Annotated in this window: 20 protein-coding genes and 1 pseudogene; 11 read left to right on the top strand and 10 right to left on the bottom strand. The window is 38.9% G+C overall.

Going from position 1 to position 21,923, the window contains the following annotated elements:
- Positions 1-81 precede the first annotated feature (81 nt).
- From B3P23_RS13340 to B3P23_RS13320, 5 genes are all read right to left on the bottom strand, one after another.
- Positions 82-843, bottom strand: coding sequence for an SDR family oxidoreductase (locus tag B3P23_RS13340; protein WP_293926802.1), 762 nt, complete (start codon positions 841-843; stop codon positions 82-84).
- Between the two features lie 569 nt (positions 844-1,412).
- Positions 1,413-1,580 (bottom strand): hypothetical protein, encoded by a 168-nt coding sequence (locus tag B3P23_RS13335; RefSeq protein ID WP_293926799.1) that lies wholly within the window; start codon positions 1,578-1,580, stop codon positions 1,413-1,415.
- Positions 1,567-1,887, bottom strand: coding sequence for a hypothetical protein (locus tag B3P23_RS13330; RefSeq protein ID WP_293926797.1), 321 nt, complete (start codon positions 1,885-1,887; stop codon positions 1,567-1,569). The genes B3P23_RS13335 and B3P23_RS13330 overlap by 14 nt, the downstream gene beginning before the upstream one ends.
- A gap of 37 nt (positions 1,888-1,924) precedes the next feature.
- The gene (locus tag B3P23_RS13325; protein WP_293926794.1) at positions 1,925-2,440 is read right to left on the bottom strand and encodes a DUF5675 family protein; all 516 of its coding nucleotides are present in this window, start codon (positions 2,438-2,440) and stop codon (positions 1,925-1,927) included.
- Between the two features lie 6 nt (positions 2,441-2,446).
- Entirely contained in the window at positions 2,447-3,079 is a 633-nt protein-coding gene (locus tag B3P23_RS13320; RefSeq protein ID WP_293926791.1) for a fibronectin type III domain-containing protein, read from the bottom strand.
- 29 nt (positions 3,080-3,108) lie between these two features.
- Between B3P23_RS13320 and B3P23_RS13315 the strand changes: the two genes are divergently transcribed.
- The 3 genes from B3P23_RS13315 to B3P23_RS13305 all read left to right on the top strand — a co-directional run bounded on the left by B3P23_RS13315 (position 3,109) and on the right by B3P23_RS13305 (position 3,884).
- The gene (locus tag B3P23_RS13315) at positions 3,109-3,264 is read left to right on the top strand and encodes a hypothetical protein (protein WP_293926789.1); all 156 of its coding nucleotides are present in this window, start codon (positions 3,109-3,111) and stop codon (positions 3,262-3,264) included.
- A 135-nt stretch (positions 3,265-3,399) separates the two neighbouring features.
- On the top strand, positions 3,400-3,537 hold the full coding sequence (locus B3P23_RS13310; RefSeq protein ID WP_293926786.1) for a hypothetical protein: 138 nt from the start codon (positions 3,400-3,402) through the stop codon (positions 3,535-3,537).
- A gap of 29 nt (positions 3,538-3,566) precedes the next feature.
- Positions 3,567-3,884: a hypothetical protein gene (locus B3P23_RS13305; protein ID WP_293926783.1), complete on the top strand. Its 318-nt coding sequence runs from the start codon at positions 3,567-3,569 to the stop codon at positions 3,882-3,884.
- Here the strand turns inward: B3P23_RS13305 and B3P23_RS13300 are convergent.
- From B3P23_RS13300 to B3P23_RS13285, 4 genes are all read right to left on the bottom strand, one after another.
- Complete coding sequence (locus tag B3P23_RS13300) at positions 3,822-4,268, bottom strand: hypothetical protein (RefSeq protein ID WP_293926780.1); 447 nt, start codon at positions 4,266-4,268, stop codon at positions 3,822-3,824. The genes B3P23_RS13305 and B3P23_RS13300 overlap by 63 nt on opposite strands.
- Before the next feature lie 153 nt (positions 4,269-4,421).
- Positions 4,422-5,174: a LytR/AlgR family response regulator transcription factor gene (locus B3P23_RS13295; protein ID WP_293926778.1), complete on the bottom strand. Its 753-nt coding sequence runs from the start codon at positions 5,172-5,174 to the stop codon at positions 4,422-4,424.
- A 12-nt stretch (positions 5,175-5,186) separates the two neighbouring features.
- The gene (locus B3P23_RS13290) at positions 5,187-6,242 is read right to left on the bottom strand and encodes a hypothetical protein (RefSeq protein ID WP_293926775.1); all 1,056 of its coding nucleotides are present in this window, start codon (positions 6,240-6,242) and stop codon (positions 5,187-5,189) included.
- Positions 6,243-6,361: 119 nt separating this feature from the next.
- Positions 6,362-6,505, bottom strand: a complete 144-nt coding sequence (locus B3P23_RS13285) for a hypothetical protein (protein ID WP_293926772.1) — start codon at positions 6,503-6,505, stop codon at positions 6,362-6,364.
- A gap of 2,879 nt (positions 6,506-9,384) precedes the next feature.
- Here B3P23_RS13285 and B3P23_RS13280 point away from each other — a divergent pair.
- From B3P23_RS13280 to B3P23_RS13245, 8 genes and pseudogenes are all read left to right on the top strand, one after another.
- A pseudogene (locus tag B3P23_RS13280) lies at positions 9,385-9,806 on the top strand (gliding motility protein GldM); the annotation flags it as partial.
- A complete protein-coding gene (locus tag B3P23_RS21430; RefSeq protein ID WP_414713153.1) occupies positions 9,795-10,748 on the top strand; it encodes a GldM family protein in 954 nt (317 codons plus the stop codon). The pseudogene B3P23_RS13280 and the gene B3P23_RS21430, both read left to right, overlap by 12 nt.
- Positions 10,749-11,040: 292 nt before the next feature.
- Positions 11,041-11,619: an RNA polymerase sigma-70 factor gene (locus tag B3P23_RS13270; protein WP_293926769.1), complete on the top strand. Its 579-nt coding sequence runs from the start codon at positions 11,041-11,043 to the stop codon at positions 11,617-11,619.
- A gap of 68 nt (positions 11,620-11,687) precedes the next feature.
- Entirely contained in the window at positions 11,688-12,827 is a 1,140-nt protein-coding gene (locus tag B3P23_RS13265) for a FecR family protein (protein WP_293926766.1), read from the top strand.
- Positions 12,828-13,071: 244 nt separating this feature from the next.
- Positions 13,072-16,494 (top strand): TonB-dependent receptor, encoded by a 3,423-nt coding sequence (locus B3P23_RS13260; RefSeq protein ID WP_293926763.1) that lies wholly within the window; start codon positions 13,072-13,074, stop codon positions 16,492-16,494.
- An 8-nt stretch (positions 16,495-16,502) separates the two neighbouring features.
- The gene (locus B3P23_RS13255) at positions 16,503-18,497 is read left to right on the top strand and encodes a RagB/SusD family nutrient uptake outer membrane protein (protein ID WP_293926761.1); all 1,995 of its coding nucleotides are present in this window, start codon (positions 16,503-16,505) and stop codon (positions 18,495-18,497) included.
- Positions 18,498-18,567: 70 nt separating this feature from the next.
- Positions 18,568-20,070 (top strand): alpha-L-fucosidase, encoded by a 1,503-nt coding sequence (locus B3P23_RS13250; protein WP_248755303.1) that lies wholly within the window; start codon positions 18,568-18,570, stop codon positions 20,068-20,070.
- A gap of 837 nt (positions 20,071-20,907) precedes the next feature.
- On the top strand, positions 20,908-21,108 hold the full coding sequence (locus tag B3P23_RS13245) for a hypothetical protein (protein WP_293926758.1): 201 nt from the start codon (positions 20,908-20,910) through the stop codon (positions 21,106-21,108).
- Positions 21,109-21,237: 129 nt separating this feature from the next.
- Here the strand turns inward: B3P23_RS13245 and B3P23_RS13240 are convergent.
- Positions 21,238-21,923 (bottom strand): PD-(D/E)XK nuclease family transposase (locus tag B3P23_RS13240; protein ID WP_293926755.1); only part of this gene is annotated, 686 nt, incomplete at its 5' end.

The following is a 21,923-nucleotide window of genomic DNA, read 5'->3' as shown; positions in this document are numbered from 1 at the left end:
CACGCTACTGCATCTATTTCAACTATTGTTTGTTATAAACAAAAAAGATGCTGACCATTTATCTCAGCATCGTTTTTACTTTTACCATGGAATTTCACCTGTTCCTTTCGGGTTTGTTTCTTCACAGAAAAATTTTCCAGTTGGACCATCTTGCCCAATTAACGCATATTTAATAATACGTCCTGCGGCCACTTCAACCGATCCACCGTTCTTACCCGTAAAATCAGTCGCCGTAAATCCAGGACTAACAGCATTAACCTTGAAATTCGTATCACGGAGCTCATAAGCAAGGTTAACGGTATACATATTCAATGCAGCTTTTGAAGAGAGGTACACCACTCCTTTCACATCATAATAAAGGTAACTTGGATCACTGTGTAAGGTCAGAGAGCCCTGACTCGAGCTCAGGTTTACAATTCTCGGTTCTGGCGATTTTTTTAATAGATCAATAAAGGCTTTGATAACCCTTCCCGGGCCGTAAACATTAGTGTCATAAACCTTTTGGTAAACTGCGATCTCGGTATCAACAGCAGTTTGAGGAATCATATGTCCTTCACTGTCAAAATCAATCCCGCTTATTCCTGCGTTGTTAATCAGGACATCTAATGTCCCAACTTTTTTTCCGATTTCCATGCGGGCTGCATCGATCGACTCCTCGTTGGTCACATCAATTTGAATAGCTTCAACATTGGTGAGTCCTGCTGATTTTAGATCTTCTACGGCTTTCAAACCGTTACTTAAATTACGACTGCCTAGAAATACATGAAATCCTTTATGCAACAACTGACGTGCTGATTCGAAGCCAATACCTTTATTTGCTCCGGTAATTAATACTGTTTTCATACTCTACAATTTTATTTATATCAAAGATAGTGGGCAGTAAAATCCTAATTCTTGACTTTTATCAAAAAATGTAATAACGGATAGATTAAATGATCATGGGGCTAATTAAACAATCCATGGGTATAATATAAAATAAGCATCCTAAAAATTAATGAATAATACCAAAATTTTATGATTTGTTTCCATGACCAGAAACAGTTTTTCCTATTTTTGTTAGTATATATTTTAATTTCGGCAGTATCCCTTCGGGCGCTATGTACTGAAATTACACATTATTGATCAGATGTGATAGACCGATACAATCAATTATCTTATTCAGTTCGTCCGATCCATTCCTAATTTGTCTCTCTACCGGCTTTAACTTCTTGTATTCTCACATCCGCATGACCCCATTTTTGAGTGCCAGCAGATGACGGTGGTCATATATGACTGACCTCAATGCCATCTTGGATTTTTTTTCAAAGTATAGATATATGACCGACTATCGATCGCCTTCAAACAAAAGAGCCGTTCCAAATTCCGAACGGCTCACGATCAACACCAGGCTCTTGAGTACGGTCGGTATCCTCCTATTCCCGCTTAGTCCACTTGCCCAATAAGCGACTGGTCACAAAACTCACCACTGTCCCAACCGCAGCGAGTAGTGCAGTCTGAAAAAGATCGCAAAGAGAAAGACTTGCCCATATCGAGCATATGGTACCTCCCAATGTCGAGATCCTGATATCATTCAGCTTCATCCAGCACCTCCTTTCCAGTTTCCAGGTCATATTTTACGATTCGATCTGGTACTTTTTCCACACCGGTAGCACGTGTAGCAATAGATCCAAACACATCGCTATCGGAAAGCAATTTATCAGGCTTTGTTCCATCGTCAGGGACCTCCCCCTTTTGTTCCTGTTCATCTTTGTCGACGATGACCGATTCAAGAATGCCAAGCCCTAGACCGATATACTTGATGATGTTCATCAATTTACCCGGCAATTTGACAGGAGCCAGCAAAATCACTTGGACAGCTCCACTTATTTTTTTGATTATTTTTTTCATTTTTGTTTAAAAGTTAGAGGGTTAGAAGGTTAGATCGTTAGATCGTTAGAGGGTTAATAAGTTGAGTAGGAGAGCACTTCGTCACTCCTTTACTTGAGCACTTCGTCACTGCGTCACTGACTTCTATCCAAACCGGTTCTTCGACCATCAGGCGGATCAGCTTTTGATAAAGCGCCAGATAAGCCTTTTTGGAACGCCTAATTTCATAATCACCGTCGATCAATTCCCAGCTTTCTCCCACCAGCAGACATCCTGCCGTATCGCCGATATTGTTTCCGATATGCATATAGACATAGCTGTAGTTTGGGATTCCCTTGATCTCCACCATACCTTGATGTATCTCCGGAAATTTACGCTTATACCGTGCATTCATGGCCCCATAAGTATTGAAAGTTAATCGGTACCTACCTGCAGGAATTGCCGTTTCACCTTTTATCTTCATCTCCCTTACCGCATCCTCCAAACCATAACACAACAGCACATCGTCGACATAGATTTTAGACAGGGTACTATTGTTCCCCTGTCTAATGCGCTTGACCAGCATCTTTCCCATATTAGTTTAGCGTGCTGTTAGACGAACGGCCTCACACCAATCCCCGATACCTCTTCGATTGCGTGCACGTATCCTTAAGTGATAGGTAAAGCCTGGTTTTACCGGAGAGAAAATATTAGCATAGCTTGTACTCGTCTGAAAAATTTCCCCCCATACCGGTTGGTCAAACTGATCTAAATCGCTCGTCACCTGGTACTCGTACAATAAAGCATCTTTGATCGGCTTAAACTTGATCTGCATCTGATTGCTCTGTCTACCATCCACCAATGCGGCTCCCTGCACTTGCCCAGGGATCTGTGCTGCTTTGGCATCATTTTCCAGGATCAAACCCGAACTCAGTAAGATAGAACGCGAGCCATCAGCCACCATATTAACATAAAAAGCGGTCTTTTTGAGACTATCCGCAACGATCTTTTTACTATCATTTTTCTCTGCAATTTCCAGCACACTTCCACCGCGGCTTGCCTTCTGCCATTTCACCTTAAAATCGTCTGCCTGATTTTGAAGATCTTCCAAACTTACGGGCAAATCAACCAATACCACATGATCTTTCAAGCAGTCCAGTACTTTTCCCACCAACGTGTTAAACCCATCATCATTAATTTGTGAGTAGTCCAAGATTAATTTTTTCTTTCTCATTGTCATTACGTTTTTTGAGCTTATGCTCTATGAATAAATTAAAGATAATTGATGCTCTTCCGGACGAACATCATAAAGCAAACATAAAAGCGAGTAGAAGTAAAAATCGAAATGTGGGACAAAATGGGACAGCAAATCAAAATGTGGGACAAGAAACGGCAAATGTGGGACAACAATTTCTATAAAATTAAAAATGGATGCCATAAAGTGATCACTTCTTGACGTTCAGGAGGATTATCTTTTAAAGTTCGGATCACATCATCTAAACAAGTGATCACATCTTGACAACAAGTGATCACATCTTGGAAAGAATGAAGTAGATGTTTGTCCTAAGTGCTGCATATTGTGAACACGCGACAAAGTCTTTTGAAGATGTGACCTTATCTTTAGAACATGTGATCACTTCTGTAAAACAAGGAACCACTTCTATACGAATTACGACAACAACTTTTGAATAAGTGACTACTTCTTCTTAACCAGTAGTCCCTTGTTAAGAAGAACCAATGACTTGTTGACAGGCAGTGATCCCATCTTGGCAAGAAGGACTTGGATCTTGCCAACATCGGATCACATCTTGGGCAGAGATAGATCTAGTCAGCCTACAGCAGCCACTTGTTTCAAAGAAGTACCTCCAAATTTCAAAGAAGGAGGCACATCTTTCAAAGAAGTGCCTCCTTCTTTGAAAGATGTGGCTACAGATGCACAAGAAGTGATCACAGATTGTGGCCATTTTGATCGTCCTCTATTGTTGCTTTCTTGCTATTCGAGCAAACTTTCCGAAAATGTAGGGTCCCTTTCCCCTTGATCTGTTAAATAGAAAGATTACATCTGACTTTAAGTAATACGGGCGGCTTCCGATCGTGATGGCAGGGAAAAGTAAGATTTTGTTGACCGACCGATAAAAAGTGGAAGATGTAATGCCCAGTCTCTGCATGACCCATTTTGTATCGACATGTTCGGGTACTTCATTGATCGTCACAGCGGGGATGTTTAGATATCTGACCGTGATATCAGTTAACTGTTTCAACAGCGCATGTATATCGTCAGAGTGCTTTTGTAAAGGGAAGCGTTGAATGATTTCATGCAACAAAATTTCAATAGGATACTGTGTAAGGTCTTCCTGCAGCTGTTCTTGAACATACTGAGCCATAATCTCCTGCATCTGTTCGATAAGCTTGATTTTGGACATAGCGACTGGGCATAATACGAGAGCATAAACGATTAAGACACTCCCTGGGGGGAGCAACGTGAAGATTTAAATACTCTTATTTCAGTATGATTCAATCAAAAGACTTCACGAGCCTGTTATCCACTCGAAGATCTTCCCTAGAATTGAAATTCATCACAATTTATTGGACATTTCCCACAAACTGAATTCCTTATAGATCTTTCGGTCACCGATCAGCACCTCATTGGACACGTACCGCATCTTAATTTTCTTGTTGAAAATATCAACGATATAATCCGTGTTGACCACAAAAGAGCGGTGACATCGAATAAAGCGTTCTCGAGGTAAGCGCTCTACGACGTAGGACATGGGCTTCCCGACGACCAGTTTGTCATCTGCAAACCACAACGTACACTCCATACCATCCGCTTCCAAACATATAATTTCGTCTATCCGCACCATTTTTTGGTGGTACTGATGACCTACCTTGACCAGGAAAATCTGCTCATCGCGTATAAGCATAGGGTGCCTGATTTTCCACTGCTGCTTGGCTTTATCAATAGCTTCTATAAAACGTGAATATTCAACCGGTTTGGACATATAATCCGTCACATTATAATGGTAGCTTTCGGCAGCATATTTATTGGTCCCCGAGCAGATGATTACCTGCATCCCCAGTCTGGATTTTCGGCTTGGCAATTGCAGTTCTTTGATCTGCGCAATCAGTTCTATACCCGAAAGATTGGCCATTATCATATCCACGATCAATAAATCGATGGTACCGGTCTTCACTCTTGCCAATCCTTTTTGTGGATCAACGGTTTCAAAAGCTTTTACCAGCCCATCGGTCTTGGCGATATAGGCACTTAAAAAATCAATAGCGGTTTGATCATCGTCGATTATTCCTACTCTAATTTTCTTCAGCATAATTTATCAAATTTATTTCGTGTAGTCAATCGTGATCGTCAGTAGATAACAATCTTCCTGTATCTGATTTACCACCTCAGCGGCATCGGCATAAAAATGTTTGACCATATCGCGCCACCTGTTCATGCCCGATCCATCCGTCGTGCTGTCCCAATTTTGTGCAGGAGCGATTTTATTATACACTCGGATATCCATCCTTCTTCTGCTCAACTGGACCTCCAACAACGCCGCGCCATCATGCAGAGCATGTTTCTGGCAGTTTTGCAGGAGTGATACCAGCATAAATCGGGGTACCATATGGCCTGCTAAGCGATCCGGGTACTGCAGCCTCACCTGCTTTCCGGGATAGATCTGGTTAAGCCTTTCTACCGCTTCCATTTCCTGGTCCAGTGTCACAAAATGATTCTTTTCGTCCGACAAGCCGTCGAGTACATAGTGCAGCAATCGATCCACATGTTGCTTTTTCGTTTGAGAAATCGTGTTATTCCAAGCATATAGCTGTTGCAGCAAGTTGCGCAACAGGTGCGCAACTTCATCACGGACCAGTGCCCGCAGCTCACCCCTGGAAGCATCACGACGGTTTATTTTATTGTGGTTCTGCAGATTTTTTACCAACAACAACCGCTTTTCTACCCATATCCAAACATGCTTGCAGGATTCGAGCCAAACCAGGATAAAAGCGTACGCACTATATTTAAAAAAGAAAACGGCCAGACTAGGGGCAACCTGCACGAGAGACATAGGGAGATGAGGCCTGTAGATGAAGCTCGTCCAGGGTCTCGGCAGTAAAAAAAGTAACGCCACGATCAGCAGCACATACAGTATGTATAAGCCAAGTATGGCACACAGAATCTGTTTGACAGGTCGAAAGTAACCGTACTTGTCGACCATAATGTACCTGACCGCTAGAAAAACGCTGCTATATGCGATGGCGATAAACAAAAATTGTACAGAAGGGAGATCCACAAAGCTATCCCAGTTGACCTGATAGAATACAGCGCTGTAGCCTACTATCAGAAATAGTATAGCATACCAAGGAAAGCGATAAACAATACGTTTTTCGAGCATATCAAAAGATTAAAATAGGTTTACAGATAACACGAAATTATCTTAACAGATCATTAATATACTTATTTTTTAGATCAATCCAAATTTTATACTGATCCGACGTCGATATCTTTCAACATCTATCTGAAACCTACGGTATCAGCATTGTCAAAAATTCTGTCGTTCTTTTGAATTAAAACTATTAATCGACCAGCCCTAAAAAGAATACCTTCATCTGGGTTGATCTCGATCAGGATACATGGTCCTTTTTCATGATTTTTCATTAATAAATAGTAATACCATCGATTATCCGGCGCCGACAACCGTTTATTTAGGGCCCTTGCATTTACCCCAAATTCAACATACCGTCCCACTTGATGAAAATAATTTCTCAATACACATCACATCTCGATATACACGCTGTAAAAAGCCATAAAATATTTAACCTACTACAACCTCTAGGTTCGCATTCTAAAAACACCTTTTCAGAAATATTTTCATCAATTCAACCGGCAATTATTATTATAGACTAATTTTTCTTTTAATAAGCGAGTGATGGAGTGACGAAGGGACGAAGTGAACAAGTGACGAAGTGAACAAGTGACGAAGTGAACAAGTGACAGAGTGATGAAGTAACGGAGTGATCAAGTAACGAAGTGATCAAGTGAACAAGTGACGAAGTGAACAAGTGACAGAGTGATGAAGTAACGGAGTGATCAAGTAACGAAGTGAACAAGTAACGAAAAAATGTGGAAAACGTATTCCACAAAAGAACAAACACTCCATTTTTCCATATGGAGCTTATGAATACACAGCAATTGTTCATACTGGACAAAAAACAGAATTTTAAATTTATGCTAATATACACCTGGATGAGTTGCAGCAGAGTTATCCACATATATAAACAAGTTATCCACAAAATATTAACATTTCCCTATATCCGTAACCCTTCACTCACAAATCCACAACATTTATTCACAATCGGTGTATAACTAACCCTCTAAAGCTCCAACCTGCTAACCACCTAACCCAATAATCGTCTAACCATTTAACTCTCTAACCTGCTAACCACCTAACCCAATAATCGTCTAACCATCTAACTCTCTAAACATCTAACTCTCTAAACATCTAACTTATTAACTATCTAACTCTCTAACCATCTAACTCTCTAAACATCTAACTCTCTAACCCAATAACTCTCTAACCCAATAATCGTCTAACGCTCTAACCTGCTAACAAGGAAATCAATGAAAAACCCTAACATCTTACATCAGCAGGCTGTAGAGCTGCTTCTATTGTATTTTGAATACAGATGCCATAATAAAAAGATCTCATTTCAATTGGCTTTTAGACCATAGCACCTATTACCAAATTTCGACTGGAGGAGTTTTATATTGTAGCTCATAACAGCATCATTGTCTTTAAAAGGAAAATTCAAATAATGACAATCGTAGAGACCTTGACGACGCTTCTTATCCATTTCACGTTTCATCATCTCACCATACACGTTAACGTAATATCTTTCAGCTTTTCATCACTTACTTATTTATTCATGATTGCTAATAAGGTCCTCAGCATAACTTCTGCAAACGGATTGCCATCATAAACGCGGCATCGGCATCTGAAAAGAAAAAACGTATCAGACGACGATCACCCCGTGTACAGGGCTGTTACAGAACGTTGATCAAGGAAGTTTAGAGTGGTGGAGAATACACCGAATACAAGAACAAAAAGAGAGCTAAAATCATCTGTTCTCCTCCTACATGATATTGGCATGATAGAAGAGTACAAACGCAGCTTTTCGTGCTAAACACCATATTTATTATTCATAGAGAGGCTTTATATGAAAGTCTTTTTTATTAGAATTCTATATTAGGGATAGCATCCTCCGCTGCATCCATCCCTATAATTATTAAGATTTCTTGCTATCATAATCTTTTTTTATTATTTTCAAATTGAAAATGTGTGAGATCCTATATCGGACTGTATTTTATCGTAAATAGGATACGGTCCGATCGATCTATCTCAATAGCATTTTATAGTAGCTTTATTTGCTGTACCAAAATTTGTATATTTTTTATTGTTACGCGCTCATAAGGAAATTACTCAATACACCATATAGATAATCAACCTATAACCTATGGAAGAAAGCGCTTCGATATCGTGAAGCTCTTTTTTTTTAAAATAGTGTTATGTAAATGCGTACATATTAGATTGAAATTGGCATTCTTTGTAGAAATCTCAGAAATGATAAGAATATTCATCATGGATATTAATTATTTTTAATCTTTATCATGGATTGCCCTCCGCACTATTTTACGATGACAGGTGCTCCATGTTTGTCCGATTGGCCAGCTCAACTGAAAAGATTTAAAAAAGTATTCCGATCTACAAAATAAGAAGTATCTTCTTGCATTATAAAAACTATTTTGTATATTTAAATTTAAATTGTCTTTTTATACTATATGTAGCTTTATATATGTGTATACAGCATAGAGCGCGATCTGTTTTTTCAGTGTGGGGCTCTTGATAATAAATAGGATTCTTCATAAATAAACATTATAGTTCATCTACCCATAACTGTGAAAGAAAGGGCTTCGATTTTAATTTGAGTCCTTTTTTTTTTAAATGGTAAGTAAATGCCTGCATACAACATGAGAGACCACATGGGGCATTCTGCGTAGGGCCATATAAACTATTCAGATCGGTTATGATAAGTTGATAGAAAGAGCTGAGAAAACTAGGCGTAAAAAATCCCAGAGAGTACGCGAAGCTGAACGAAGAATAACCCTCATGTACAAAAAAATAAGGGATCAAAATCAAAGGAGTTTACATGCAGTAAACTAGCAAACGCTATATACACATTCTAACGATAATGGCTATAATACAATTATAACAAAAAATACCGCAATAAATCATTATTTTTGGTATCAACATTACCTAAAATGACTTGTACAATGAACCTAAAGATTCTTTTCAATTTGCGCATTGGGTTATGGAAAAAAATCAACTGTACTTAAAGATCTATTTTACTGATCGGGAGTGTGCAGCGATTCCATGTGCATCTGCGGTGTTTCGATCTGAACGTATCAGCATATTCGAGGTTTAGATCAACAATAGTCTCGAAACATCACGCTCCAATGTCAACACGGCTGTACAGCAATTGTTTTCGGCATTTGAAAGTACCAAATTGAAAGAGGAGCCTGCCCGTGCAAAACCCATCTATGATAAAGCTAAAAAAGCACAATCCATTATCGGTGAGCTGAATACCTATATCAATGCATTAAAAGAAGACTTCACCAAACAAGGTGGCGGCATTGATCCAGAAAAAGGAGATCTTGTCAAAAGAGAAAACCAAGATATATCGCTCAATCTCATGATCAATGAGAAAAAGGGAACCGTGCTTAAGGATAAAATTAATGAGACCCGGGCAAAACTCTTGGCCTTATTAAGTCCTGAAGAACAAAAAAGTGTTTCTTTTTCATTAGAGGCAAAAGACCCAGAAAAATCTGTCAATGGCAAGAAACTTGGGAAGAGATTAATTTCGGAAGCGGCACACCCCTGACTGCAGCCATGACGATCTTAACCAAAATACAGACGGACGCTCAAAATACGGAATCGGATGTGGTGAAATTAATCTTGGGCAAAATGGATCAGGCGGTTGTTAACTTAGACAAATTTGCAGCTGTTGCAGTAGCACCTACCTCCTACTTGGTACAAGGACAACCTTATCAAGCTGAAGTATTTCTGACCGCTTCAGATTCCAAATCCCAACCGACCATCAGTGTCAATGGATCGCCATTACAGATTGTCGATGGAAAGGGAGTTTACCATGTATCAACGAGCAAAGAAGGGATTTTCTCTTGGACATGCGTGATACAGGTGAAACAGACGGATGGTTCGATGAAAGAATACCGCTCGGCGACACAGACCTATCAGGTCGCACGTCCATCCGCAGTGGTATCTCCCGACAAGATGAATGTCTTGTATATCGGGGTGGACAATCCGTTATCGGTTTCAGCAGCTGGTACGCCGACAGATAAAGTAAAAGTGAGTATGACCGGTGGTAGCCTATCTGGGTCGGGCGGTAAATACATTGCGCGGGTATCATCGCCAGGTACCGCACGGATCTCGATCACCGCAGAAGTAGCACCTGGTAAAATGCAGACTTTGAGCACGACAGAATTCCGTGTCAAACGTATCCCCGATCCCATTGCAAAATTTGCAGGCAAAACCGGTGGTTCCATGGCTACCGTAGCCCTAAAAGCACAGAATGCCATCTTTGCAAAATTGGATAATTTTGATTTTGACGCAAACTTTAAAGTGACTAAATTTACGATGATTATCGCAAAGCCTCGTGCTGATGCGATTGTATTGTCTACTTCAGGCAATCAATTGAGCTCCAGCATGGCATCTGCCTTAAACGGTATCACACCGGGCACCCGTATTATCTTTGATAATATCGTCGCTGTAGGTCCCGATGGTACATCCAGACCATTAAATGCGGTAGCATTGACTGCAAACTAATCTTAATTTAATCTTCTATAGAAAAGGCCTGATCAATTGATCAGGCATTTTTTAAACGCCGAAGCTCATATTCTCCTTCCATCAATTACCAGCTTTCTGCCACCAATACACATCCTACTGAAGGTAACTTTCTGTCTTCTTATCTTATAATCATCCATAAAAACTAAAAACCTGCCATAAAAAACTAACTATCAAATAGATATCCGAGATAAATTAAAAACAATTTATGTCATACATAATTTGTTTTTAGCAAGGTAATTATATATCTTGTACCATTAGTCTACCAAATTTTATGAAAAATACTCCAAATGGGGATGCCGAGCTATTAGCTCAGTTAAGGGAGAGCAAACATTCGGCACTTACAGAAATTTATAATAAGTACTGGAAATATCTATATCAATCTAGTTTTCGGATACTCCAAGATCATGAAAAATGCAATGATGTCATACAAGAGGTATTTGTTAATCTTTGGGAAATCCGTTCAAAACTTTTCATAAAACTATCTTTAAAATCATACCTCTATGCAGCTGTTAAATATGAAGTACTGCGGCAGCTTAGAAAACAGGTTATTAATGATGATATATTGGATTTTATTGATACGTTGGAAGATAATTCCAATGAGGAACTCATGGAATATAAAGAATTGCAACAGCAAATAGACCAGATCATAGAAGAGCTACCCTCACGTTGCCAAGAAGTATTTAAATTGAGCCGCTTGGAGCATCTCACTCATAAAGAAATTGCAGAAAAATTGGCTATAAGTACTAAAACTGTCGAATATCACATTGCCAATGCATTAGTTTACTTGCGTAGTCAATTGGGAAAAACACTCAGTATAGAGCTATTTATACTTTTTTTAATCAATCGATAAAAAAAAATAAATAATTGACTAGGGATAGCCATCCCTTATTTACTCTTATATATAAATAACCTTAAATTTTGAGAAAACAAGAATTTCTAACCTTATTAGATAAATACCTCAATGGCGAAACATCTATTGAAGAGGAGGAACTGTTATCCAAATTTCATGCGACATATCGCCATCATGAACATTTGGATGATTCTTTTTTTACGGAGGATCTTAGGCTTGAAATCTTATCAAAGATAGAAAATCGTATCGGAACTCATCAAGTAAAGGTTTACAACTGGAGGCACTGGGCGGCCATAGCAGCAGCTATATTGATCACACTGTCGGGTATCACGTATTATGATCAAAGATGGAATGAAACAACGTACCAGCAAATCGCGAATAATGCTGAAAATGTATTGCCTGGTAAAAATAAGGCGATATTAAGATTGGCAAATGGAAAAGTTATCTCCTTGGATGAGGCTGACATCCATGCACACACCATATTAAGAGAACAAGGTTTGACGATCCAAAGAAATAAGAGTGGACAGCTTGTCTATATCATTGGAAATGAACAGAACACAAATGCTATGGGCAATAATACGATTGAGACACCTCGAGGTGGGCAATATCAAGTTATACTTCCTGACGGCACACATGTTTGGTTAAATTCGGAATCCTCTTTAACCTATAATATCGACTTTAAAAAACAAAGAAAAGTTCACTTGAAAGGAGAGGCTTATTTTGAAGTCGCAAAGAAAACTGTCCCTTTCATCGTACAGAACGAAATGCAAGAAATACGCGTATTAGGAACTCATTTTAATGTCAATTCCTATCAAGATGAAGCCTATTCACAAACCACGCTCCTAGAAGGTCAGGTCGAAATAAGCGCTCTAAATAATAAAAACCAAACCATATTGATGAAGCCAAACTTTAGTGTAACGACCAATAATACCTCTGGTATTTCTAAACAAAGTGAGGCTGATATAGCAGCAATAATGGCTTGGAAAAATGGTGATTTTCATTTTGAAGATCAAAAATTGTCTACCATATTACGTGCTATATCGCGCTGGTATAATGTACAAGTAGATTACAACTCACTTCCCAATACGCACTATACCCTGCAGATATCAAAGCATGTAAGACTTTCAGATGTACTAAAAATGTTGGAAAAAACTGGACCTGTTACATTTCAGTATAATGAGCAGATGATCCATGCTGTAAAACAATAACCGATTCAACCAATTAATAAAAAGCTTATGATAAAAAACAACTAAACAACAATCTAAAAAAGAAATCCAGCCGCACGGCCATGCAGCTGGACCCTATCAAAAAGGGTAATGAAACAAACTTAAAATACTACTAATCACTAACCTAATGAACAAATGTATGAATATTCTGATGCATTGTAGGGAATTGTTATTCATTTTTTTGAATCGGATCTCTACAATATTATGTCATGGTTTTTTCCTGAAAATGAAAATAACAACTTTATTAATTATCGCAGGTTTACAAGTCTCTGCTAATGTCTTCTCTCAAGAGATTAGCATAAATGTAAAAAATGCACGCTTAAAAGAAATATTATCCAGTATCCGTAAACAAACCGGGTATAACTTGGTATACAATACCGAATTAATTAATCATGCTAAACTGATTTCTATCGACTTCAACAAGCTTTCGTTGCAACAGGCGATGACTTTATTATTTGCAAATCAACCCTTTGATTACGAATTGAATGGAAAAACACTCTTAATCACGCCAAAAAACGAAAACACAAAGACAACGCCAACTGTATCTATTCAACAGCAAACCATTGCTTCAGGTCGTATCACAGATGCAAACAACAAACCTTTAGCCGGTGTGACTGTCAAAGAGAAAGGAACAAGCAACGCGACCACAACCAGTGAAAATGGGACCTTTAAATTATCTGTTAAAGACGCTAGATCAATACTCGTTTTTAGCTATGTAGGCCATACTACTTCAGAAAAGCCAGCGGGTTCTCAGATGAATTTCATCATGGAAGAAAACTCTTCAGCCATGGATGAAGTCGTGGTTGTCGGCTATGGAACACAGAAAAAAATCAATTTAACCGGCTCCGTCTCTACAGTAAGCGCAAAGCAACTCGAATCCAGACCCGTTCAAAACTTAGGACAAGCACTACAGGGAATGGTTCCTGGATTAAATTTACAGACTGCAGGACTTGGAGGCGAACTCAATCAAACCATGAGTGTCAATATCCGTGGAGCAGGTACAATCGGTGTGGGCTCCACTTCATCGGTATTGGTATTGATCGATGGAATGGAAGGTGATATGAATGCGCTAAATCCGCAGGATATCGAAAATATCTCGGTTCTAAAAGATGCAGCTTCAGCCGCGATATATGGATCTAGAGCTCCTTTCGGTGTTATCTTAATTACAACAAAAGCAGGAAAAATCGGAAAACCGGTGGTCAATTACAACAATAATATCAGGTTAAGTGCACCAAGAGGTTTACCAACGATGTTGGATTCTAAAACATTTGCATACTATTACAATGAAGTCGCGGCTAATGATGGCGAAGCTGCCAAATTTTCACAAACTGTCCTTGATAAAATCATGGCCTACCAAAATGGCGAAATCAGTACAGTCTCCACAGCAGGGACTGATGGAAAATGGCAGTACTATACGGGATCGAACGCCAATACCAACTGGTTTGAAGAATTTTACAAAAACTTCTCCACTTCACATGAACATACCATGAGTGTGAACGGTGGATCAGACCGTGTTAAATATTATTCTTCACTGAATTATATGGATCAGGATGGTTTAAATAAATATGCTAACGATAATTTCAAACGTTTTTCATTTGCTACAAAATTAGATATCAAAATTTCCGATAAACTAGATCTATTGACAAATACCCGTTTTGTAAGAGAAGATTTTGATAAAGCAACGCATATGAATGATCTTTATTATCACAATATTGCCAGACGCTGGCCAACAGTTCCTGTACGCGATGATAATGGATTCTTTTCAGAGCCTTCAGAAATAAATCAATTATTGGACGGAGGACGCACCAATTACCAAAAAGACTTTTTATACCAGCAGCTTCAGTTAAAATATCAACCGATCAAAGGCTGGAATATCACCGGTAATGTCAATTACAGAATCACCAATAGAAATGATCACAGCGAAATCCTAAAAGCTTATGCTTACACTGTAAACAAAGAACCTTTCCTTATACCAGTCGGTTACAACAGTGCTGGAGGAACCAGTGTAGGCGAAACTGCGCAAAAAGATGAATACTTCAGTACCAATCTATTTTCGGACTATAGTTTTAATATTGCTGAAGACCACCAGTTTACCGTTCTAGCAGGATTCAATTCAGAATTGAATAAGTACAGAACACTAGGCGGAACGATGAGCGGATTGATCACAGACGATATCCCTACTTTAAATACCGCAACATTAGACCCGAAAACCAATGGTGGTTATCAACATTGGGCTATCGCAGGATTTTTTAGCCGGGTCAACTATAGCTATAAAGACCGATACCTATTGGAATTAAATGCCCGCTATGACGGTTCATCCCGATTTCCAACCGACCTAAGATGGAATCTCTTCCCTTCATTTTCTGCAGGCTGGAATATTTCCAACGAAGCCTTTTGGCCTTTAAAATCTGAAATATCGTTATTCAAACTTAGAGGATCTTACGGAGAGCTGGGTAATCAGGGAACAGACAACTGGTATCCTTTCTATTCCATCATGCCGGTTACAGCTGGACAAGGAAGCTGGTTACTCAATGGTGTGAAACCAAATTCGGCAAGTGCTCCAAATTTAATTTCCTCTTCTTTAACTTGGGAACGCGTTTCCAGCTGGAATCTGGGACTGGATGTCGCTGCCCTCAACAATCGTTTAGGACTGGCATTTGATATCTATAAAAGAAATACCTATGATATGATTGGTCCAGCACCCGATCTACCTGCGATTCTGGGAACCGCGGTACCTCGCATTAATAATTCAGAAATGTACTCTAAAGGGTTTGAAGTGGAACTTTCCTGGAAAGACGATATCGGAGATTTCAATTATGGCGTACGTGCTGTGTTATCAGACGATCAACAGACCATCACAAAATACCCGAATTCAACCGGAAATTTTACACAATGGTATAATGGTAAAAAGAACGGGGAGATCTGGGGTTATACAACGCTGGGTATCGCACAGACACAAGAGCAGATGGATGCACACATTGCCAATACCAAACAATCCTTTGCTACCAAATGGCAAGCAGGAGATGTCATGTATATGGATAAAAATGGAGATGGACAGGTCAATAACGGAGCAAATACCTTGACCAATCCAGGTGATCTGAGTATTATCGGCAATAGCCTGCCCCGCTTTAGATACAGTTTAGATCTTACTGCAGCTTATAAAGGATTTGACGTTCGAGTATTTCTTCAGGGAATTGGGAAACGGGACCACGTGCCTAATGGACCATATTTCTGGGGTGCCAATGGCGGTATGTGGCAATCGGCAGGTTTCCAGGAAAATATGGATTTCTTCAGAGACGAAAGTTCAGTGATGGTACAAAATGATGTATTAGGTGTCAATACAGATGCATACCTACCAAGACCGTACTTCAACACACAAAAAAATCAGCAGACCCAGACACGCTACTTACAGAATGCCGCTTATCTACGGTTAAAGAATGCACAGATCGGTTATACCTTCCATCCAGCATTACTATCAAAGATCGGACTATCTAAAATCCGTGTATATGCTTCCGGAGAGAATCTATTGACGTTTACAAAAATGGCAAAAGTATTTGACCCGGAGACGGTTGGTTTAGGAGGCTGGAACGATGGTAAATCCTACCCGTTCTCAACCATCTATTCTTTTGGATTAAATGTGAATTTTTAATGATTTGAATGATGAAAAAAAGCTATATAAATAATATAAAACAACTCTGCACAGCTGTACTCGCCTTCAGCACATTGCTATCCTGTAATAAATATTTGGATAGAGCACCTTTGTCCAATGTAACACCGTCCGAGTATTTAAATACCGAAGCTGATCTCGCTGCATATACCATTACCCGTTACAATTTCCCGACACATGCAGGTTGGGGGTTGGGTACATTTGCGAATGATAACGGGACAGACAATCAAGTAACCTCAGGTTATGCTACACGATGGGTACCTGGCGAATGGCGGGTAGGTGCCACAGGGGGAGACTGGGATTTTACGAATATCCGTCAGGTCAATTATTTCATCGAATCGGTAGTACCCAAATGGAAAAGTAACAGCATCACCGGCAATAAACTCAATATTGAGCATTATATCGGTGAAGCCTATTTCTTACGGGCTTACGAATACTTCAACAAAGTACAGGCATTAGGAGATTTTCCGATTTTAAAAAATACGGTAAAAGATAACCTGGAGGAATTAACCGCCATCTCTGTGCGTAAACCCCGAAATGAAGTTGCCCGTTTTATCATCGCAGATCTGGATTCTGCTGTTACTTTACTCAGTACAACAACTGCCTCCGGAAAAACTCGGATCACCAAAAATGCGGCGCTATTGTTAAAATCCCGTGTGGCACTGCATGAAGCGACCTGGCTGAAATACCATAAAGGAACGGCTTTAGTTCCCGGAGGACCAGGATGGCCCGGAGCAAAATCAAATCCTAATTTCTCGATGAATATCGATCAGGAAATCGATTACTTCTTGACACAGGCTATGGAGTCTGCGCAGTTGGTAGCAGATGGAGTGACTTTAGTCAACAATACCAAAGATAATGGATTTAACTCATCAAACAATCCTTATTTCAAGATGTTTGGTGATTTTGACCTAAATGCCTATAGTGAAGTGCTTCTTTGGAGGCAATATAGTCTCCCCTTAAATGTAACGCACGCTGTAAACCACTATATGAATAGAAATGCAGGCAATTCGGGTTACTCCAAAGGACTGGTGGAAAACTTCACCATGGCCAATGGCCTACCGATTTATGCGGCCAACTCAGGCTATCAAGGAGATGATCTTATCGCTAGTGTAAAAGCTGGTCGTGACAATCGTTTGCAGATCTTTATGAAAGCCCCGGGAGAGTTAAGCTATACCGATCGAAAGAATACCAATGGACAAGATATCCTAGAGGGAAACCCAGATATTTTAGGTATTGCTGAAACCAGATATGTAACAGGATATGCCCTTAAGAAAGGGTTCAGTTACCTGATCGCACAATCTGAAGGTGCAACCAGTACCACCGGTTCTATTGTATTCCGAGCCGTTGAAGCTTACTTAAATTATATCGAAGCCAGCTACCTTAAAAATGGTTCGGTCAACGCTAAGGCGCAGGCATACTGGACGCAAATCAGGGAGCGTGCTGGAGTCAATCCCGATTATATGAATACGGTGAATAACACCGATATGAATATGGAAGCAAAAGGTGATTTTGGGGCGTACTCTGCGGGACAATTATTATCGGATAAAGTTTTGTATAATATCCGACGAGAAAGACGTTTGGAATTAGTGGCAGAGGGCATGCGGTTTGCCGATCTAAAACGCTGGAGAGCATTGGACCAACTGGCGGCTAAACCTTATATTGTTGAAGGCATGAAAATATGGGGACCTATGCAAGACTGGTACAAAGATGAAAAAGGAGTTTCAACATTGATACCGCCTAATACTCCCGGAAAAACGGGTAATGTTTCCTTAAAGTCTGAAAGCAATTATCTTAGACCTTACCGCATCAACTTAGCGGCAACCAATTTAGTCCTCGACGGGTATAAATGGATCAGTGCACATTATTTAAATCCAATTGCTATGAGCCACTTTACCATAACTTCACCAGACGGTTCACCGGAATCGTCAAGTATATACCAAAATCCGGGATGGCCATTAATGGCCAATCAAGGTGCAAAATAATTAAGCTAATCCCAAAAATTAAATCACCATATTGCATTTCTGCAGTATGGTGATTGTAGTATCAACAAAAATGAAAAACATCAAAATACCGATTTTATGCGGGCTTATTTGTCTTGCATCAATCACACTTGCACAGCAGAATTATGTGGAATTAAAACCTGAGGACACAAAAGAAGACATCATCAGAAAAGCGGCACATGTAAGACCTACCAAACGTCAACTTAAATGGCAAGAGCTTGAAGTAACCGGATTTATACATTATGGGATCAATACTTTTACCGGTAAAGAATGGGGAGATGGCAAAGAAGATCCTAAATTATTTAACCCTAAAAAACAAGATGCCGAACAATGGGTAAAAATTGCTAAAAAAGCAGGGATAAAACTATTGATCTTAACAGCAAAACATCATGATGGCTTCTGTTTATGGCCAACAGCCACAACTGAACATTCCATTAAAAACTCACCCTATTTAAATGGTCAAGGCGATGTTATGAAAGAATTATCCGATGCCTGTCGTAAACATGGTGTAAAATTTGGTGTTTACTTATCTCCCTGGGATCAACACGAAGCCGTTTACGGAACAGAAGCTTATAATGATTTTTTTGTCAAACAACTGACAGAATTATTGACACAATATGGCCAAGTAGATGAAGTATGGTTTGACGGTGCAAACGGAGAAGGTCCAAATGGCAAAAAACAAGAGTACGATTTTGAAAGGTATTATAAGACCATAAGAGCCATTCAACCCGAAGCCGTCATCGCCGTGATGGGACCAGATGTCAGGTGGGTAGGTACAGAGACAGGTTATGGAAGAGATACAGAGTGGTCTGTCGTACCAACTGCTGCGCTCAGACAGGATGCCGTAGCAGGTGAATCGCAGCAGGACATGACTATAAAACCTAAAGGTGACATGAGAAATAGCGATTTAGGATCAAGAAGTCAGATCGAAAAAGCAGAAGCATTAGTTTGGTATCCTGCCGAAACAGATGTTTCCATCAGACCGGGCTGGTTTTTCCATGAAAATCAAAATGACCAAGTAAAGAGCCCCGAAAAGCTCTTGGATATATATTTTAACTCTGTCGGCAAGAATGGTGTATTATTACTGAATATCCCTCCATCACAAGATGGTCTCATTCACGAAAAGGATGAACAGGCGCTTATTGGGTGGAAAAATTTAAGAGATCAAATTTTTGCTAATAATTTGTTGAAAACAACTTCTGCGAAACTCATCAATCAGCATAAAGAAATCATAACAAAAAAGGAGAAAACAGGTCAATATTGGACAACAAAAGGAGTGGATACTGCAACCTTTGTATTTGACATTGGAAAAGAGCAAGAATTTAATCTGCTCGATATTTCAGAGTTTATAAAATATGGACAGCGTGTAGAGAAATTTGAGCTGGAGGTGCTACAAAATAATGCTTGGACTAAAGTTGCATCTGGAACAACAATAGGCTCAAGAAGAATTTTACAATTTAACACCATCAAAGGAAAACATGTTCGCCTAAAAATACTTGAAAGCAGATTAAATCCGATGATACAAAATATTGGTCTCTACCATTATATCCAATAATTATTGATAGATAATAGCGTATCCTTTTTTAAGGTGATTGTAATCGACATCCAAAATTGACCAAAAAACAATTCAAAATCAACGATATTTTTAACCGTATTTGATACTTAAAATATTTATGACTATATTTAAGTATGCATAGGATGCTATTCATAATGGGGCTTATAAAAGAAAACCTGTAACTCGATGTTACGGGTTTTTCTTTTAATAAAAAGATTGGAATGATTTCTACTACAACCATCTTTACCTCTCTTTTCAAACGGAATATGAAACATTTTTAACGTTTTATCATCAACTTTTGAAAAACAAATATGTCAACGAGATCAATTTCCATAGCTTTAAAAATCATAAAACCTGCGGCTGCAGTCAACGCCATATCATAAAAAAAGTAACCAAAAATTATTTAATGTAGATGCATTCTCGATCTTCTTTAAAAAAACAAATAACAGCAATATCTCCTGATGAAGCACATTTGCCACCAGACCGTACCGTAATCGGTTACCTCAGCGAGCTGTAACAGAGCGCTATAGAACTGCTGACAGAAGGTTAAGTAAACAAATAGGCTATAATAACCTATATTAACTTCTGTTATGTAATACTTTTTAGTAAATTTGAATCTATCATCGGATTGGATCTTCTACATAAGAACGGTAATAGCGGTACATATTATTCAGTTTTTACTATTCTCAGAAAAAAGCTTTCCAATAAATAGATATGATATACCAATATCTTTTACTAACAAGATATTGTTCCACTCATTTGATTATTCATCTACCTATAATAATTATAAAAAGGACTTCAAAAATTTTGAAGTCTTTTTTATGAAAATGAATGTAGATGATGACAGATCAAAGGAGCAGAATGTTAAAAAATCCTTGTTTTTGTAGATTGCCCTTTCCGAAGGAGCCTGAGGAAAAACCGCAAGAATTTACCCTATTGAAGCGCTGGGAAAAAGAAATATTCAAAAGTAGTAACGGAAAAATACAGGACTTCTCTGCCCTCGATGGTATGGGTACTGGTAACGATCATAGTCTATGATGAGTACTGTTTTAAAAGCCCGAAAGAATGGATTAGTTTTATTAACGGATATGGTAAGGATGGTATAAAACCTATAAAGCCATTTTGGCCAGAATGGCTTTATAGGTTTTTCTATATGATCTAATTGATTTATTTCAGCTTTTCGATCTCGTCGATCGTAAGCCCTGTACCCTCAGCAATTTGTGCTAGGGGTAAACCAATCATTTTAAATTTCAAAGCTGTCTCCATGGCTTTTTTTTGCTCGCCTTGGGCAAGACCTTCTTTTAAACCCTTTTTTATACCCTCTTTTAAACCTTCTTTTAAACCTTCTTTTAAACCCTCTTTTAAACCTTCTTTTAAACCTTCTTTTAAACCTCGGTCATGTCCAATACGCTGAGCAGTAGAATAGGTATTCTCTGCATCACGCTTATGTTTTAAACTTGCTTCGTATGCCATCTTATCCTCCGGTGTTAATTTTGCGACTTCGCCTATATCAAAGATAAGACCAAATACCCGCTTATCCAAAAAATCCGGTATTTTATCAAGTTTACTCATGTTTTTCAATAGATATAGCCACATATCCATATCCGTCTTGATATCAGTCTCATCCTTATTAAAATTTGGTAATACCAACAGCTTATAACCAAGCTTTTCATAAAAAACACGATTACTCTGCTTATCGCAGAGGGCAACATCGTAAAAATACTTTCCGGGTTCTGTTTCTCCTAATTCAAACTCTAAAATACCGATAAAATAGACTTCGGGAAGTTCGTATGTATTTCCCTTATAGCCCTTGGGAATAAGTTTATTGATCAGCCTGGATGTATAAAAAACGG

Source organism: Sphingobacterium sp. UBA6320, assembly GCF_002440335.1.
Classification (GTDB): domain Bacteria; phylum Bacteroidota; class Bacteroidia; order Sphingobacteriales; family Sphingobacteriaceae; genus Sphingobacterium.
The sequence above is the reverse complement of the archived record's forward strand: the minus strand, read 5'-3'. Positions and strand labels throughout refer to the sequence as shown.

What these genes read in the sequence shown, in the direction of transcription:
- B3P23_RS13340 (WP_293926802.1), bottom strand. Translation starts at nt 843, where the DNA reads ATGAAAACAGTATTAATTACCGGAGCAAATAAAGGTATTGGCTTCGAA.
- B3P23_RS13335 (WP_293926799.1), bottom strand. Translation starts at nt 1,580, where the DNA reads ATGAAGCTGAATGATATCAGGATCTCGACATTGGGAGGTACCATATGC.
- B3P23_RS13330 (WP_293926797.1), bottom strand. Translation starts at nt 1,887, where the DNA reads ATGAAAAAAATAATCAAAAAAATAAGTGGAGCTGTCCAAGTGATTTTG.
- B3P23_RS13325 (WP_293926794.1), bottom strand. Translation starts at nt 2,440, where the DNA reads ATGGGAAAGATGCTGGTCAAGCGCATTAGACAGGGGAACAATAGTACC.
- B3P23_RS13320 (WP_293926791.1), bottom strand. Translation starts at nt 3,079, where the DNA reads ATGAGAAAGAAAAAATTAATCTTGGACTACTCACAAATTAATGATGAT.
- B3P23_RS13315 (WP_293926789.1), top strand. Translation starts at nt 3,109, where the DNA reads ATGAATAAATTAAAGATAATTGATGCTCTTCCGGACGAACATCATAAA.
- B3P23_RS13310 (WP_293926786.1), top strand. Translation starts at nt 3,400, where the DNA reads ATGTTTGTCCTAAGTGCTGCATATTGTGAACACGCGACAAAGTCTTTT.
- B3P23_RS13300 (WP_293926780.1), bottom strand. Translation starts at nt 4,268, where the DNA reads ATGTCCAAAATCAAGCTTATCGAACAGATGCAGGAGATTATGGCTCAG.
- B3P23_RS13295 (WP_293926778.1), bottom strand. Translation starts at nt 5,174, where the DNA reads ATGCTGAAGAAAATTAGAGTAGGAATAATCGACGATGATCAAACCGCT.
- B3P23_RS13290 (WP_293926775.1), bottom strand. Translation starts at nt 6,242, where the DNA reads ATGCTCGAAAAACGTATTGTTTATCGCTTTCCTTGGTATGCTATACTA.
- B3P23_RS13285 (WP_293926772.1), bottom strand. Translation starts at nt 6,505, where the DNA reads ATGAAAAATCATGAAAAAGGACCATGTATCCTGATCGAGATCAACCCA.
- B3P23_RS21430 (WP_414713153.1), top strand. Translation starts at nt 9,795, where the DNA reads ATGACGATCTTAACCAAAATACAGACGGACGCTCAAAATACGGAATCG.
- B3P23_RS13270 (WP_293926769.1), top strand. Translation starts at nt 11,041, where the DNA reads ATGAAAAATACTCCAAATGGGGATGCCGAGCTATTAGCTCAGTTAAGG.
- B3P23_RS13260 (WP_293926763.1), top strand. Translation starts at nt 13,072, where the DNA reads ATGAAAATAACAACTTTATTAATTATCGCAGGTTTACAAGTCTCTGCT.
- B3P23_RS13255 (WP_293926761.1), top strand. Translation starts at nt 16,503, where the DNA reads ATGATGAAAAAAAGCTATATAAATAATATAAAACAACTCTGCACAGCT.
- B3P23_RS13250 (WP_248755303.1), top strand. Translation starts at nt 18,568, where the DNA reads ATGAAAAACATCAAAATACCGATTTTATGCGGGCTTATTTGTCTTGCA.
- B3P23_RS13245 (WP_293926758.1), top strand. Translation starts at nt 20,908, where the DNA reads ATGATGACAGATCAAAGGAGCAGAATGTTAAAAAATCCTTGTTTTTGT.